At 36.8% G+C, this 15,679-nt stretch carries 17 protein-coding genes; 8 read left to right on the top strand and 9 right to left on the bottom strand.

Annotation, left to right across the window (positions count from 1 at the left end; genetic code table 11):
* Positions 1 to 21 precede the first annotated feature (21 nt).
* A complete protein-coding gene (locus tag STA7437_RS21495; RefSeq protein ID WP_015195498.1) occupies positions 22 to 903 on the bottom strand; it encodes an alpha/beta fold hydrolase in 882 nt (293 codons plus the stop codon).
* Between the two features lie 292 nt (positions 904 to 1,195).
* Between STA7437_RS21495 and STA7437_RS21490 the strand changes: the two genes are divergently transcribed.
* The 3 genes from STA7437_RS21490 to rpmA all read left to right on the top strand — a co-directional run bounded on the left by STA7437_RS21490 (position 1,196) and on the right by rpmA (position 3,054).
* Positions 1,196 to 2,206, top strand: a complete 1,011-nt coding sequence (locus STA7437_RS21490) for a DnaJ C-terminal domain-containing protein (protein ID WP_015195497.1) — start codon at positions 1,196 to 1,198, stop codon at positions 2,204 to 2,206.
* A 160-nt stretch (positions 2,207 to 2,366) separates the two neighbouring features.
* Positions 2,367 to 2,747 carry a 50S ribosomal protein L21 gene (gene rplU, locus STA7437_RS21485; RefSeq protein WP_015195496.1) on the top strand — a complete coding sequence of 127 codons (381 nt, stop codon included), beginning with the start codon at positions 2,367 to 2,369 and terminating at the stop codon, positions 2,745 to 2,747.
* Between the two features lie 34 nt (positions 2,748 to 2,781).
* The gene (gene rpmA / locus STA7437_RS21480) at positions 2,782 to 3,054 is read left to right on the top strand and encodes a 50S ribosomal protein L27 (protein WP_015195495.1); all 273 of its coding nucleotides are present in this window, start codon (positions 2,782 to 2,784) and stop codon (positions 3,052 to 3,054) included.
* 367 nt (positions 3,055 to 3,421) lie between these two features.
* Here the strand turns inward: rpmA and STA7437_RS25105 are convergent, their stop codons facing one another.
* Both STA7437_RS25105 and STA7437_RS21470 read right to left on the bottom strand, forming a co-directional pair.
* Positions 3,422 to 5,248, bottom strand: a complete 1,827-nt coding sequence (locus STA7437_RS25105) for an Ig-like domain-containing protein (RefSeq protein WP_171815466.1) — start codon at positions 5,246 to 5,248, stop codon at positions 3,422 to 3,424.
* A 437-nt stretch (positions 5,249 to 5,685) separates the two neighbouring features.
* Positions 5,686 to 5,952: a hypothetical protein gene (locus tag STA7437_RS21470; RefSeq protein WP_041619607.1), complete on the bottom strand. Its 267-nt coding sequence runs from the start codon at positions 5,950 to 5,952 to the stop codon at positions 5,686 to 5,688.
* A gap of 355 nt (positions 5,953 to 6,307) precedes the next feature.
* Here STA7437_RS21470 and STA7437_RS21465 point away from each other — a divergent pair, with 355 nt between their 5' ends.
* Positions 6,308 to 6,550, top strand: a complete 243-nt coding sequence (locus tag STA7437_RS21465) for a DUF433 domain-containing protein (RefSeq protein ID WP_015195492.1) — start codon at positions 6,308 to 6,310, stop codon at positions 6,548 to 6,550.
* Between the two features lie 10 nt (positions 6,551 to 6,560).
* A complete protein-coding gene (locus tag STA7437_RS21460) occupies positions 6,561 to 6,914 on the top strand; it encodes a DUF5615 family PIN-like protein (RefSeq protein ID WP_015195491.1) in 354 nt (117 codons plus the stop codon).
* A 56-nt stretch (positions 6,915 to 6,970) separates the two neighbouring features.
* Here the strand turns inward: STA7437_RS21460 and STA7437_RS21455 are convergent, their stop codons facing one another.
* Positions 6,971 to 7,771, bottom strand: a complete 801-nt coding sequence (locus tag STA7437_RS21455) for an aminotransferase class IV (protein ID WP_015195490.1) — start codon at positions 7,769 to 7,771, stop codon at positions 6,971 to 6,973.
* A gap of 66 nt (positions 7,772 to 7,837) precedes the next feature.
* Between STA7437_RS21455 and STA7437_RS21450 the strand changes: the two genes are divergently transcribed.
* A complete protein-coding gene (locus STA7437_RS21450) occupies positions 7,838 to 9,022 on the top strand; it encodes an MFS transporter (RefSeq protein ID WP_015195489.1) in 1,185 nt (394 codons plus the stop codon).
* Between the two features lie 191 nt (positions 9,023 to 9,213).
* Here STA7437_RS21450 and STA7437_RS21445 read toward each other — a convergent pair whose 3' ends face one another.
* Positions 9,214 to 10,275 carry an Mrp/NBP35 family ATP-binding protein gene (locus STA7437_RS21445; protein WP_015195488.1) on the bottom strand — a complete coding sequence of 354 codons (1,062 nt, stop codon included), beginning with the start codon at positions 10,273 to 10,275 and terminating at the stop codon, positions 9,214 to 9,216.
* 139 nt (positions 10,276 to 10,414) lie between these two features.
* Between STA7437_RS21445 and STA7437_RS21440 the strand changes: the two genes are divergently transcribed.
* Positions 10,415 to 12,343 (top strand): S9 family peptidase, encoded by a 1,929-nt coding sequence (locus STA7437_RS21440; RefSeq protein WP_015195487.1) that lies wholly within the window; start codon positions 10,415 to 10,417, stop codon positions 12,341 to 12,343.
* Positions 12,344 to 12,395: 52 nt separating this feature from the next.
* Here STA7437_RS21440 and STA7437_RS21435 read toward each other — a convergent pair whose 3' ends face one another.
* From STA7437_RS21435 to STA7437_RS21420, 4 genes are read right to left on the bottom strand one after another with little or no spacing between them, the layout of a single operon-like run.
* A complete protein-coding gene (locus tag STA7437_RS21435; RefSeq protein WP_015195486.1) occupies positions 12,396 to 13,964 on the bottom strand; it encodes a mercuric reductase in 1,569 nt (522 codons plus the stop codon).
* Positions 13,965 to 13,989: 25 nt separating this feature from the next.
* Entirely contained in the window at positions 13,990 to 14,406 is a 417-nt protein-coding gene (locus tag STA7437_RS21430) for a PIN domain-containing protein (RefSeq protein WP_015195485.1), read from the bottom strand.
* A complete protein-coding gene (locus tag STA7437_RS21425; RefSeq protein ID WP_015195484.1) occupies positions 14,403 to 14,645 on the bottom strand; it encodes a hypothetical protein in 243 nt (80 codons plus the stop codon). The genes STA7437_RS21430 and STA7437_RS21425 overlap by 4 nt, the downstream gene beginning before the upstream one ends.
* A gap of 46 nt (positions 14,646 to 14,691) precedes the next feature.
* Positions 14,692 to 15,507, bottom strand: coding sequence for a TVP38/TMEM64 family protein (locus tag STA7437_RS21420; RefSeq protein ID WP_015195483.1), 816 nt, complete (start codon positions 15,505 to 15,507; stop codon positions 14,692 to 14,694).
* Between STA7437_RS21420 and STA7437_RS27490 the strand changes: the two genes are divergently transcribed.
* Positions 15,506 to 15,637 carry a hypothetical protein gene (locus tag STA7437_RS27490; RefSeq protein ID WP_281169241.1) on the top strand — a complete coding sequence of 44 codons (132 nt, stop codon included), beginning with the start codon at positions 15,506 to 15,508 and terminating at the stop codon, positions 15,635 to 15,637. The genes STA7437_RS21420 and STA7437_RS27490 overlap by 2 nt on opposite strands.
* Positions 15,638 to 15,679: the final 42 nt, after the last annotated feature.

The following is a 15,679-nucleotide window of genomic DNA, read 5'->3' as shown; positions in this document are numbered from 1 at the left end:
GTTAAATACAAAAATACCTAGTTAAGTTAACTGAGATTGGGACACAAGATTGGCAATAATTTCTGCCACTACTTTTGGTTGTTCTACCATTGAGAGATGACCACAATCAGGAATTTCAATTACATTACTATAATTTTGTTGAAAAAGTTGATGAAAACTAGCTAAGTGATGAACATATTTTAATTCCATTACCTGGTCTTGTTTTCCAGCTAGAAAATAAACTGGCTGTTGTAGTTGTGCCACAATTTTGGGTAAAAGATGAACTTCTGCTTCTGTTGTAGAATCTAACAGCGCACCTAATGCAGCTTGTCGATTAGCTCGAACAAAATCAATTAATCTTTGACGACCCCAACTACTAGTCAGAGGACGAGCAACCATCATCCTGGCGAAAATCAAATCTAACCAAGGCAGTTTACTTAACCAATAAGGGCGAAATTTTACCAACTGCTGACCTACAGAGCGAAAACGTTCAAATTCTTCTTTGAGATAAATTCCTCCTCCAGAATTTAAACAAATTACTCCTTCAACTTTTTGTTCAATTGTTTTAGCTCCCCAAAGAGCAATACTTCCTCCTAGAGAATGACCAATTAACCAAACTTTTTCTATACTTAAATGTTGTAATAACAAATCCAAATCTTCTGCATAGGCAGCCAAAGTATAATTAAGGTTGTTATTTAAGCTATTGGTTGAATCTAGATTTGGTAATACTTGTGAATCACCAAACCCACGCAAATCATAAAGTAAACATTGATACTCTGGACTAAGCAGATCGAGCATGGGCTGCCAATAGTGGCGACTCAAAAGCCAGCCATGAATAAAAACTAAGACGGGAGTGCGAGATTTGGCAGTGCAAGGTGTTAGCTCGTATACGTGAGGAACCCCCAAAATGTCTATAGTTGGCATACTCCTATCCTATCATTTCATTAGTTAAGATCGAGAAAAGTAGAGACTAGGAAAAATCAAGCAATTTATTATTAGTACTTAACAGTCCAAATTTTTGCTTGAGCGATCGCGATTTTAAGCTAATTCGAGCAAAAAAGTAATTAAAATACGGTTTTGCGATTATGGGACTGTGGTAAGAACCGTACTTCCTTATCTTGACATTTCTGTTAATTTATAGTCAGGCTAAACTTTAAATTTATTAAAATTTCTAATTATTGTCAGCAAGTAACTATTGTCAAGGAGATCGCCATCAATGCCTTCCACGGATTTTAAAGACTATTACGCTATTTTGGGGGTGAGCAAAACCGCTAATCCAGAGGAAATAAAAAAACAATTCCGTAAACTTGCCCTCAAATATCATCCTGATCGCAATCCCGGCGATAAACAGGCAGAAGCTAAGTTTAAAGAAATTAGTGAAGCTTATGAAGTTCTTTCTGATTCGGAAAAACGCGCCAAGTACGACCAATTTGGTCAGTATTGGCAACAAGCTGGTCAAGGTGGTTGGTCTAGTAGTGGTGGAACTGGAGTTGATTTTGGTAATTTCGATTTCAGTCAATATGGTAATTTTGAAGAGTTTATTAATGAGTTATTAGGTCGCTTTTCTACTTCTGGGAATACTAGTAGTTCGCGTAGTTACTCTTATAATACCTCGGCGAATCGAGGCAGTAGTTATAGTAGTAATTTTGGTGGTTTTGGCGATTTTGAAGGTTTTGGCAATCAAAAAGTTGCTACAGATCGAGAAGCAACTATTCGTCTTAGCTTGAGTGAAGCTTTTAACGGTGTTACCAAACGTCTCAATCTTGGTAATGAAATGGTAGATGTTCGTATTCCTCCAGGAGCAAAACCAGGTAGTCGAATTCGGGTTCGGGGCAAAGGACAACCAAGTCCTTATAATCAGGCTAGAGGGGATCTTTATCTCAACGTTGAAATACAACCCCATACTTTTTTCCGATTTGAGGGAGATAATTTAGCTTGTGAAGTTCCCATTACTCCTGATGAAGCAGTTTTAGGCGCATCAATTGAAGTACCTACTCCTGATGGTTTAGTAACAATGAAAGTTCCACCTGGAATTCGTTCTGGTCAAACTCTACGTCTAAGAGGAAAAGGATGGTCACTTCCTAAAGGAGGACGTAGCGATCAGTTAGTACATATTCTGATTGCTACTCCCAGTCAAATTAGTGCTAAAGAACGAGAATATTACGAACAAATTCGGTCTATTCGCAATTATAATCCCCGCAGTAACTTGCGACAGGTTACATTATAAAAAATAACTTGACATCAGTAATTTTTATTTAAGATAATAAGAGATTGTGTGTCTAAGTTCCTGCTCGGAACAGGTAAAGGCATCCAAAAGCTGGACTAAATTTGATTTGAAAAAAATTAGTCGGCTACCTGTACGGCAATATTTTAGTTAATGCAATTTTATGACTTACGCAATTATTGAAACTGGTGGTAAACAACTACGGGTTGAACCAGGTCGTTTTTACGATATTGAGCTATTACACGTCGATCCTGATGCTGACTATACCGTCGACAAAGTTTTGTTGGTAAGTCACGACGATCAAGTTACTGTGGGACAACCTTTTATTGAAGGAGCTACAGTAGAAGGTACAGTTATGGAGCATCGACGCGGGAAAAAAGTCATCGTTTATAAGATGAAACCTAAGAAGAAAACCCGTAAAAAAAGAGGACACCGACAAGAAATTACTCGTTTCATGGTTAACTCGATTAGCATGAATGGCTCTGTGATAGCCTCGGCTGAGGCTGAGGAAGCAACAGCACCCGTTGAAGTTGTAGCTGAATAAAATTACTTATTAAATCAGAAGATAGGAGTAAAACATGGCTCATAAGAAGGGAACTGGTAGTACTCGTAATGGACGCGACTCTAATTCTAAAAGATTGGGAGTGAAACGCTATGGTGGTCAAGAAGTTACTGCTGGTAGCATTTTAGTTCGTCAAAGAGGAACTAAGTTTCATCCTGGTAAAAATGTTGGTCGTGGTAATGATGATACTTTGTTTGCCTTAATTGATGGCGTAGTTAAGTTTGAATATAAAACTAAAAGTAAGCAAAAAATTAGCGTTTATCCTGTAACTGAAGAATCTGCTGCTTAAAGTTTGTTCTGAGGAAGTCGAATCAGACATCGTTCGGAAACGTGCTGGGGGTAAAACTCCAGCCCACAAGCCCTTCGTCCACATTAATTTAGCATCAGCTACCCTTGAAAAATCAAAAAGCGATCGCTTTAAAACTAGATTAACAATTGGGATTAAGTAGGGTGGGGCGCACTCTAACTCACGGTTGGGGAGATTCGTCCTCTAGTTTAGTTGGAGAAATCCTGCTAGGTTATGATGAGTCACTGAACCAAGAATCTTCTCGCCTAAAGGCAGAGGAGCGTCAAGTGGAGCTATATAAAATAGCAAAAAAAAGCGATTTGTAAATGCAGATCGCTTTTGATATTTCCTAGTTTAATGGAGTATTAATTTAGTCAGCATACTCTAGTTTTGATTCTGGTGGATTGTTCGTTGAGTTAACCGTGACAGTTACATTAGCTGTAGCTATACCACCTTTACCATCGGAAATAGTGTAAGTGAAACTATCATTTCCTACATAACCAGAGTTAGGTGTGTAAGTTACAGTATTGTCTGAATTAACTGTGGTTTTACCGTTAGAAGAGTTACCAACAGTAACAGTTAGTGTATCGCCATCAGGATCGCTATCGTTACTTAAAACAGGGATTATTACAGATTGATTTTTGTCTGTTGAGCTAATATCATCTTGTGCTTCAGGACTTCCGTTAGGTTTAGGAGTCACTGTAACTGTAACAGTTGCTTCGGCTGAAACTCCATCTGGATCTGCAACACGATAAGTGAAGGTATCAGTTCCAAAATAACCAGTATTAGGAGTATAAACTACTTGGTCGCCACTGAGATTGACTGTACCGTTAAGAGGTTGGTTGAGAGTGATAGTTAAAGGATCACCGTCAGGATCACTATCATTAGCTTTAACGTTGATTGTTACAGGTGTAGCGTAAGCTGTTGTTGCACTATCATTTCCTGCAGTAGGAGGATTATTTGTCTTAGGATTGACATTTACAGTAACGATAGCAGAGTTTGTCGCGCCACTAGTATCAGCAATGGTGTAGGTAAAAGTATCAGTTCCATGATAGTTCAACTTAGGAGTATAAACTACCTTACCATTTGCTACTTGCACTGTAGCACCAGTGAGGCTAGTAACTGAAGTAATATTAATTGCCTGTTTTTCAGGATCACTATCATTCGCCATCACATCAATGGTGATAGGAGTATTATAAGGAGTGATCGCTGTATCATTGTTTGCCACAGGAGGTTTGTTGACGGCAGGTTCAGTAGGAATCGCTGCCAAGTTACTTTTACCAATATCTATGGCAAAAACAATGTCATTGTAGTCTTTGTCACCACCACCATAAAGGTCTTCCCAAGCTAAAATTAAGTAGCCTTCATATTCATAAGCAATCACGTGCTGTTGCTTATCAACATTCTTACTTACATCTGCATACCAAACATCAGGATTACTATTATTGGCTCCATTAGCACGTAACCGAAAATCTAAAGTAGTTCCTGCTGCAACTGTACCAAGACCGACATAATCTCCGATCCGTAAAACATTAGGACCACTACCTTCACTACCATCTCTAAAAACTAGTCCATTAATGCTAGTGCCACCAGAAGTAACTAATTGTAATTGATTACGATAACTCGCACCTTCGTTAATAAAATAAACTTTAAGGTCTTGCGCTTGATTAAGCCTTAACTTAGTAGAGTCTAACCTTCTAGCATTGAGTTGGTCTAGGTTTAAAGCACTAGATTCTGTATTAACAAATTGTTGAAATGCATCTACACCCTTTTTGCCATTAGGGTAGGTTGTATTATGGAATATGGTAGGATCAGAAGCTGCTCTGTAGAAAGGAAAATCACTGATGGTAGCGTATAAGGTGCTATAGTCAGTGCCAACGCTGCCTGATGGACAGTTTGTATTGTTACCGTTTTTAGCGTTTTTCTCAGCATCATAAATTTGAGCAACTGCACTGTCAATTTCAGTTTGAGTATATTTGGGTTTTACACTTGCAGCAGCTAAATCACTCCTAAATTTGTTCATTTGACCGTTGTTGCCAGGGTCGATTCTAATAGTAAAGGTTTTATTACGTAGAGTGTACTCAACATCATAATTATTACCAATTCCATTATTATTCTTTTTACAAGCTTTTTTGGCTTGTCCCGGAGCATTTTCGTTTGCTGCTTGTCCTAACGGGACTACAAATGTCCCTGTCATTGAAATAGCTAAGATACTAATAGCAGTCAATTTTTTTAATTTTATAAGATTAAACATTCTTCTTACCGAATCCTTTTGAGAATTAATATTTTTTTTTTAGTTAGTGTTTGTAGAAAATAAATCTAAATGCTTACTTAATTGCTTTAGTTATTTTCAAAATTAACAATTATGTTTTGTAAAAGTAAACTAATGAAAACACTGATTTTTGATTATAAAAAATAGATAAAGCTCATTAGTTTTCAATCATTTTTATGAAAAAATAGTGAAGTGGTCAAAAAGAGATAATTTTAATTTTTAGTAGTTATTTAAAAGATCAGTAAAGTTACTTAGAGTAAACAAAAGAGTCGGCAAGATAAATCCGACTCTTAAAAACAAATAACTTTTTTTGATTTTTTTTTTAAGCGCAATTTATTAATTGATGTATTACCAGTTCAAAGTTATGAACTAAATCCTCTGCAATAACTTTGAGAATTTAGTTGTTCAGTAGCTAACTTTTTCAAAGTTTCTTTTTGTTGGGAAGTAAGAAATGCTCCAGTATCAGCAAAAACTTTAGTTAAAGCTTCTTGTTTATTACCAATATCTTTCATGTAAGAACAAACTATTTGTTGAAAATCTTTTTGGCTAATCTTTTCTGTTTCTGCAAAAGCTACTCCTTGAACCATTAAAGTTAAAGCAACTCCAGAAAGATAAATTATTTTTTTCATATTCATATTGATTATTTGACTTTTTTCAAATTATCTTCTTGATTTGAAATAATCAGCATCGCTATTTATACTAAAAAATAATATAAAGTAAGTATGAACTAAATTAAGTAGTACCGATCAATTAATTAAAATTCAATAAATACAGAAAAAAAATAATCATTAAATTATTTAAGATTTATCACAAAAATACTATGATTTAAATCACACTGACTTTTTAAAAATCTTGAAAGGTAATTCCCTCAAGAAAGTTTTTTGCTTCGTTTATTGCATTTTGTCCCATTGTATTATTTAAGTACAATAAAAAATTAAAGCTATTAAAACTTACTAAAATAAAGAATTATTAGCTATCGAAATTATGAACAATCAAAATCTACTAAGTCGTATTACCTTTAATTCTAAAGTGCTTGCGGGTAAACCTATCATTCGTGGTTTAAGAATCTCTGTCGCTATGATCCTGGAACTATTAGCTAAAGGGGCAACAACTGAAGAAATTTTAGAAGATTACCCCGAATTAGAACTAGCAGATATACAAGCTGCGTTATTTTATGCTTATCAATTGGTGGATAAGGAAGAAATTACCGAAAGAGTTTCCGCATAGAAAATAAATTGTGAAATTTTTAATTGATGTTAATGCTAGTCGCTCTCTGGGAAATTGGTTAGTAAACAAGGGTTATGATATCGCTTATGTTAGCGATGTTAACCCACAGATGAAAGATGAGACAATTCTGGAATGGGCAATTCGAGAACAACGAGTAATCGTAACTACTGATAATGATTTTGAACAAATGATTTGGCAACAGCAAAAGTCTCATTGTGGAATTCTAAGATTAGAAAATTTACCCCGAAGAGAACGAGAACTCTTACTTGAAGATGTTTTGCAGTATCATACTCAAGATTTACTTGAAGGCAAAATTGTTATTGCTCTAAGAAACAAATTTCGGGTTCGTAATCGTTTTGATTGAATAGACATTTCCAAAAATTTATACCTATTACAATAGGGTAAACAATGTTCATCTTCTTAGTTTCTTCTCATAAAATAGCTTTTTAAATATTTAATTTTAGTTACAGAAACAGACTTATTACAATCACACTGAAACTTAATAAATTTAGTAATCGCTACTATTTCAACTACACAATTAGTATACGCAATAAACTCTAAACTACGAACAAAATCAGGAGTCCAAATATTTTCTTGGACAGATATATTTTGACTATCCAACCAGGTTAAAAGTTGACTTCTAATAATTCCTGGTAAAATACCTACTGATAAAGCAGGAGTATACCAACAACCATTGCACCAACCCCATAAATTACCAGTACTAGTTTCTAGCCAATTACCATTACTATCTAATAAGATGGCTTCCTTAGCACTTAATTGATGAGCTTTTTGTAAAGCTAGATACGAACCTAAGTAATTTCCTGTCTTGTGTGCAGCTAAATCGCGACGAAATAAATTATCTTCAGCTACCCAAGCAGTGATTCCTTGCTGTTGTCTTGCTAGTAAATCTACAGGTAAATTACGCCCTGTAATTAATTCTCTACCATCGGGTAAGATTGCTATCCTCAGAATGGGATAATGAGTTAATAATAATTCTGCACCTTGTTTTAATCTTTGCCAGTCAGGTTGTTGCCAATTAAAAGCTTGAATACTTTGACAAAGGCGATCGCAATGAGCTTGCCAATGAGTTAAAGGATGATCTAGTGACTGCTCATACACTCGCATGGTAGTAAAAACTGTCGCTCCATACAATAAACCTGGTTCATTAATACTAATTTGTAGCGTTTCATGCTCAATGAAATTGCCATCGTACCAATACATTTAAATTATCAATTTTGCTAAAGGTTTTCTGATAAATAGTATTTTCATATAGATACGATTTATCAAATGACTAAAAATAATATTCTTTGGTCAAAAGTTTGGGCGATCGCAGCAGTCCAAGGAGCGATTACCTTAACTTATATCGTCTACAATCTTTATCTTCCTGCTTTAATATTTGAGTTGCGCTTAAGTACGAGTTTAGCTACTACGATTTTAATTGTTGAACACGCCTTAGCAGCATTCATTAAACCAGTATTTGGTTATCTTTCGGATCGACAACAACGACGTTTTGGTACAAGAATACGAATGATTGTCATTGCAGCAATTCTAGCTTCAGCTTTCTTGATTATTGTACCTGTTTTAGTTATTTTAGGGGAGATTAATCCGATTTGGCGCAGATTATTTCCTACAATTGCGATCTCTTGGGCAGTAACTACAGCAATTTGTTATGTTCCAACTATAGCTTTATTAAGAAGTTGCGCTCCACCAGAAAAACTTGCTCAAGCTGCTAGTGTTTTAACTTTAGTAGTAACAATAATTAGTGCCTTACAATTTGATGTTCATAACTTAATTTTAAAATTAGGAGAAAGCTTTACTTTTACGATTAGCTCAATTAGTTTACTCGCTGCCGTAGCCTTGATTCGCTGGTTATATCCTCCTCAACGAGCTATGATTAATAATCATGAATTAGAATCAATTTATTTACCAATTTTTGCTTTGATTTTTACTATAGGTCTTGGCATTGCTTGGGGAATTAGATTTTTAACTCCTACTCTCAATAATGTCTTTTCTCTACAAATAGGACAAGATCATAGTCGATTAGCAATAATGATATTTTTTATTGCTTTAGGTTTAGCTGCATTTCCTGCGGGTAAATTAGCAACAAAATTAGGTAATTCTTTCGGAATGCTAGTTGGGTTAGCAGTAACTATTTTTTGTTTACAACTATTAATTTTAGTTCCCAATCAAATTATCTTGGGTATGATTTTAATAATCCTTATATTTGCTTTAAGTTTAGTTTTAAATAGTTCTGTTCCATTTGTCTTTAGTTTAGTTTTACATCAAGATACGGGATTGGGAACAGGTTTATATTTTGGTGGTTTAGCAGCAGGAATTAGTTGTTTTAATGTTGTTTTTCCCCAACCACAACAAATAACTATTAATATAGGCGCGATCGGTACTACAGTATCTTTTTTACTAGCCTTACTCGCGATCGCTTTCAGTATGCAATTGAAAATACAAGAAGATTGATATTGTCCCCCGCACGGGCAAGGCAGTGCCTTGACCGTACAACAGTTATCAGTTTAGTTAAAGGTAAAGGAATCATTTTCTGTACCAAACTATCAACAAAATTCAGTGTTGACTGACAAAGCTTCACCTGTTACCCTCAATTTTAACGATCTCATTGTGATGCAAAAATGTTTTCGCGATTTTTGTTTCTTTTAAGCAAAAGCTGCGATCGAAACCTTAGCTGCTACTTGTTCAGCAACAGACACTAAAGCTTGAGCCGAGGCTGAGTCTGGTTCAGCAATCACAATTGGAATACCTTTGTCTCCTCCTTCTCTAAGACTAATTTCTAGAGGAACACAACCCAGTAGAGGTACATTGAGTTCTTGAGCAGTTTTTTCACCACCACCAGAACCAAATAAATCATATTTTTTCTCCGGTAAATCTGGAGGAATAAAATAACTCATATTCTCCACAATTCCCAAAACATTAACCCCTAGTTGTTGAAACATTTTTAAACCACGACGAGCATCCAACAAAGATACAGTTTGAGGAGTTGTGACAATCACTGCACCAGCCATCGGTACAGCTTGAGCTAGAGTCAACTGGGCATCTCCTGTACCTGGAGGCATATCTACAATCAAATAGTCTAATTCTCCCCATTCAACTTGATAAAGAAACTGACGAATAATTCCATTTAACATTGGTCCGCGCCAAATTACAGGTTGGTCAGGATCGATTAGAAACGCCATTGAGACTAACTTAACTCCATAATTAAAAGCAGGTTCTAATACTTCCCCGTTAGTTCCTTGTTTAACCATGACGTTGGCATTACCGAGTCCTAACATATTAGGCGCATTAGGGCCATAAATATCGGCATCCAATAACCCTACCTTTGCACCTTTGTCGGCTAAAGCAACCGCAATATTAACTGCTACAGAACTTTTACCTACCCCTCCTTTACCACTAGAAACAGCAATAATATTTTTGATGCCTGGGACAGATTGACGGTCGGGTAAAGATTTTTGTTGAGGTGTTTCGGCAGTCACTTCTACTTCTACTGATTCGACACCAGGTAGCTGTTTGACAGCATTTTGACAATCTTCGACTATAAATTCTCTCAACGGACAAGCGGGAGTAGTTAAAACTAAAGTAAAACTAACTTTGTCACCCTCAATTTGAACATTGCGAATCATATTCAAATCTACCAGACTTTTCTGTAATTCTGGGTCTTGTACTGGGCGTAAGACTTCTAAAACCGATTGAGTATCGAGCATTTTATAGTTCTCCTGTGTGCAGCTACGAAAGCTTGATTGGATTAAGAATTAGTACCTACTTATAAATGTTAAAGGTTGATTGTCACGAATCGCGATCGTTTCTAAGGGAAAATTACTATGGAAGAATACAAAAAAGTCTATGAACAGAATTTCACTCTACGGAACTTGGCAATCTCCTATTACTTCTGAATTAATTGTTTCAACTACAATTGGAATTGGTGCAGTAACAGTTGATGGCGATGATCTTTACTGGTTGGAAATACGACCAACAGAAAAAGGTCGTAATCTTTTAGTTAGACGTACTGGGGAAGGAATGGTAGAAGATGTTACTCCTGCACCTTTTAATGTTCGTACTCGTGTACATGAATATGGTGGTGGAGCATTTTTAGTTGCGGATGGAATAGTATATTTTTCTAATTTTGTTGATAACAGGATTTATTATCATACTCCAGGTAGTCAACCGCAACCTTTAACCGCCCAATCAAATCGACGTTTTGCAGATTTCGTTTTAGATCGTCAGAGAAATCGTTTAATTTGTGTTTGTGAAAATCATTCTGATTCAGGCAAAGAACCAGAGAATACCATAATTACTATTGATTTAACCACTGGGGAAGTAGCAACTTTAATTTCTGGAAGTGATTTTTATTCTTCACCTCGTCTGAGTCGAGATGGAACAAAACTTGCTTGGTTGAGTTGGAATCATCCCTCAATGCCTTGGGATAGTAGTTATTTATGGTTAGCAAAGATTAATTCAGAAGGAATAGAGGAAGCTAAGTTAATTGCTGGTGGTGACCAAGAATCTATCTGTGAACCAAAATGGTCTAAGGATGGTACATTGTATTTTTCTAGCGATCGCAATAATTGGTGGAATCTCTATCGCTATCTTCATGATAGTACAATAGAACCTGTTGTTGAGATGGCAGCAGAATTTGCTTATCCTCACTGGGTATTTGGTTTATCTACTTATGATCTGGTTAACTCGAATTTAATTATCTGTGCTTATTCTCAGAATGGTAGTTGGCATCTAGGTAAAATTGATCCTGAAACTAAACAATTTTATCCAATTACAACTTCTTATACTGAAATTTCTTCTGTTCAAGCTACCGATCAAGGAGAAGTAGTTTTTATTGCAGGATATCCTACTCAACCCACCGCAGCAGTTAAATTTAATCCTGAAACTGAAGTAAGCGAAATTTTTAAAACTACAGGAGAATTAGAACTAGATACTGGTTATCTTTCTGCACCAGAAGCAATTCAATTTCCAACCGAAAATGGACTCACTGCTTATGCTTGGTACTATCCACCCAAAAATAAAGATTATTCTGCACCCGCAACAGAATTACCTCCTTTAATCGTAAAAAGTCATGGAGGACCAACTGCATCGGCCTCAGTTAGTTTAAGTTTACGGATTCAATATTGGACAAGTCGAGGTTTTGGTTATCTTGATGTGAATTATGGCGGTAGTATTGGTTATGGTCGTCAGTATCGTCAAAGATTAACAAAAAATTGGGGCATTGTTGACATTGATGATTGTGTTAATGCAGCTAAATACTTGGTACAACAAGGAAAAGTAGACGGCAATCGATTAGTTATTTCTGGTAGTAGTGCTGGCGGTTATACCACTTTAGCAGCTTTAACCTTCCGCGATACCTTTAAAGCAGGGGCAAGTTACTATGGTGTTAGTGATTTAGAAATTTTAGCTCAAGATACCCATAAATTTGAATCTCGTTATCTAGATGGTTTGATTGGAGCTTATCCAGCAGAAAAGAATTTATATGTAGAGCGATCGCCCATACATTTTACTGAACAATTGACAACTCCCGTAATCTTTTTTCAAGGATTGCAGGATAAAGTTGTTCCGCCCAATCAAGCAGAAATGATGTTTCAAGCGATTAAAGCTAAAGGTTTACCTACCGCTTACGTCACTTTTGAAGAGGAGGGGCATGGTTTTAGGCAAGCAGAAAATATTAGGAAAGCATTGGATAGCGAATTTTATTTTTATGCTCGTGTCTTTGGTTTTGAACCTGCTGATGCTATTGAACCAATCAATATTTTTAATTTAGATTAAAGATTGTTTGAGAGCAACTCGAAGAGCGATCGCTCTTAAAAATGATCTATAGTTAAGAAAACTTAGTCAGTAATCCCAAGATTTTTTTTGAGGTCGGTGTTAGTAAAGTACGACGGTAAGCATCGGCTGCTTTTTTAATTGCTTCTGCTTGAGTTGGATAGGGATGAATTACGCCAGATAAACCACTCAAACCGACCTTATTAACAATAGCCGTCGTCACCTCACTAATCATTTCTCCCGCATGAGGAGCAACAATTGTCGCGCCTAGAATTTTATCAGACCCTTGTTTGTGATGAATTTTGACAAATCCTTCAGTTTCTCCATCAGCGATCGCCCGATCAACATTACTCATCAAAATCTTAATTGTATTAACCTCAATTCCTCGTTCTTTAGCCTCATGTTCGTACATCCCTACATGAGCAATTTCGGGATCGGTATAAGTTACCCAAGGCATGATCAAACTACTGAGCTTAGAACGTCCCAAACCAAAGGGAGAAAAGAGCGTATTTTTAATCACGATCCGTGCTGCTGCATCGGCTGCGTGAGTAAACTTCCAATTCATGCAGATATCCCCTGCTGCATAAATTTTAGGATTAGTTGTCTGAAGATAATCATTGACTTTAACCCCGTTGCGATCGCGAAGCGCTGCGCTGGCGCGATCGTATTCTACTCCCACTGCTTCTAAATTTAATCCTTCCACATTAGGTGCGCGTCCTGCCCCAATTAAAATTTCATCGACGGTGACTAATTCGGTTTGACCATTGCAAGTATAGTATAGTGTTTTTCCTTCAGGAGTTTTTTCGACTCTTTGTATCTGAGAATCTAGGACTAACTCAATTCCTTCCCGAATAAAATTAGTTTGGACAATTTCAGCAGCATCAGTGTCCTCTTTATTTAAAAGATGAGAATATCGGTGAAACAGAATCACTTTACATCCTAAGCGACTAAAAGCCTGAGCCATTTCGCATCCAATAGGCCCCCCACCAATAACAGCAAGACGTTTGGGGCGTTCGGTAAGAGAAAAGACTGTTTCGTTGGTCAAAAAACCTGCCTCTTCGATCCCTTCAATCTTAGGGCGTACGGCTCTTGCTCCTGTAGCAATCACAGCTTTTTTATATTTGAGAGTCTTACCGCCAACTTCAATAGCATTGTTACCTAAAAAACGACCCGCTCCCAAAAATACATCAATACCCAAATTTTGAAAACGTTGAGCGGAATCATGATGACTGATAGCAGCCCTCAGTTTTCGCATTCTTGCCATCACCGTAGGAAAATCAACCTCTATTGTTTCGGGAGGGTTAATACCAAAAGCTGCTGCCTTCAGCATCTGGCCAACAACGCGAGCAGAACGAATGATACATTTGGAAGGGACGCAACCCACATTCAAGCAATCTCCACCCATTAGATGCTTTTCAATCAAGGCAACTTTTAAACCTAAACCTAAACCTGCTGCTCCTGCTGCGACAACTAATCCAGCCGTACCCGCACCTATGACAACTAAATCATAACAATTTGCTGGTTGCGGATTTACCCAATCGTTTGGATGAACATAGGAAACGAGTTTTTGATTATGTTCGTCCATTGGGAGAACTGTTACTTGCTCAAAAGCTGAATTTGACATAATTTTATTGATTTTTTTATTTAAATTACTCAGATAAAGTTGCTAAAAATTCCTCTGGCAGCATTGCTGGAACTGAAGAAGCTACAAAATCAGATTTGTTTCGTGTCACAATTAATTCCAGACCCTCAGCTTTTGCCGTTTCACTTGTGACTGCATCCTCAAAATCTGCGATAAAGCTTTGTAAAGCCCTCCGAATTACCTCATCTGTCACACTAGCAACTTGAAGACGCTGCAATAATCTTGATATCAGTTCACGGGCTGCTTTATTACCAATTTGACGACGTAAAATGTAGAATATATTGGTCACAGCATGACCTGAAACATAGCCCTGAACTTTTCCCTGTGCCACCGTATCCAACGCCAGTGCAGAAGCGACAATAAAATCTCGACGTTGAGCCAAAACATCTAATAGTACATCACTATCAAACAACACCCGCTTCAACTGTATTTTTCCTCCAGATAATCTACATAAGATTCTGTAGCCTCTTTTTCATTCAGTTCAATTACACCGATTAAACTTTGAGTCCAAGGATCGAGGTTAGTTAAAGGTTTGACTGTTGGACTCGGAGAAATAGATAACAGCGTTTCTTGTTGAATGGAAATCAGCAGCGATTGGACTAAATGCCAGCGATCGCGAATCGGTAATTCCAATGCTTGTTTTTTTATTTGGTTTAACTCCATTGCTCCTCTCTCCATTGCTTTTTCCCTTTAATTGTAAATTTATTAACTAATTAAGATCGAATCGTTTATTTGAATCGCTTTTAGGTTCTAGGACTTCATTTTCTAAAGCCTTACGAGCAATTTTAGTTACATAAAGGGTGACCGCTACCGTAGTGATCAAACCCACGATCCGAATTGTCCATTGTAAGGCAGGGTTAGCAGTTTGAGCTTCAGTACCGATGGTGGCAAGATTACCAGCTAAAGAACCGATATAGACGTACATAATCGTTCCAGGAATCATTCCCACCGAACCGATTACATAGTCTTTCAGAGAAACTCCAGTAACTCCGTAGGCATAATTCAACAAATTAAAGGGAAAAATAGGAGATAAACGGGTCAAAAGAACAATTTTAAGTCCTTCTCGTCCAACTGCCCTGTCGATCGCGCTAAATTTTTGATTGCCTTCAATTTTTTGAGCAACCAAACTCCTAGCTAGATAACGTCCCACTAAAAAAGCTGCCGTAGCTCCTAACGTAGCACCAATAAAAACATATAATGAACCTAAGACTAAACCAAAGACAACACCAGCCCCTAAAGTCAGGATCGAACCTGGTAAAAATGCCACAGTAGCTATTATATAAAGAAAAATAAAAGCGATCGCTCCAACCACACCAACACTATCGATCCACTCCAAGGCACTGCGTAACCATTCTTGAGGATTAAAACCAATACCCCCAGAAGATTCTTGTGCCAAAGCAGGGTTAGCAGCAAACAAAATAGTAATACCAAAAATTACTAAAGTTAAGATAGTTAGTCGAAAAAACTTTGGTCGGTTTCTGGCAAAAATATGGTTCATGGTTTTAGGCATTTTTGGTGCTAGCATGGAACACGATTTAATTTTATCTGATGCTAAGCTTACTCAAGCGATCGCAAATTTTACTGAATTTTTATGTATGATCTTTGCTAAGATTTTTTTGATTGGCAAAATAGACTTAATAGCCATTAGTTACTAAACTAAATGGAGTAAGTTCTACATTGTTACGGAATAGAATTAG

This window comes from Stanieria cyanosphaera PCC 7437 (assembly GCF_000317575.1).
In the GTDB taxonomy this organism is placed as follows: domain Bacteria; phylum Cyanobacteriota; class Cyanobacteriia; order Cyanobacteriales; family Xenococcaceae; genus Stanieria; species Stanieria cyanosphaera.
Note: the sequence above shows the minus strand (reverse complement) of the source record. Positions and strands in the feature narration are given on the sequence as shown.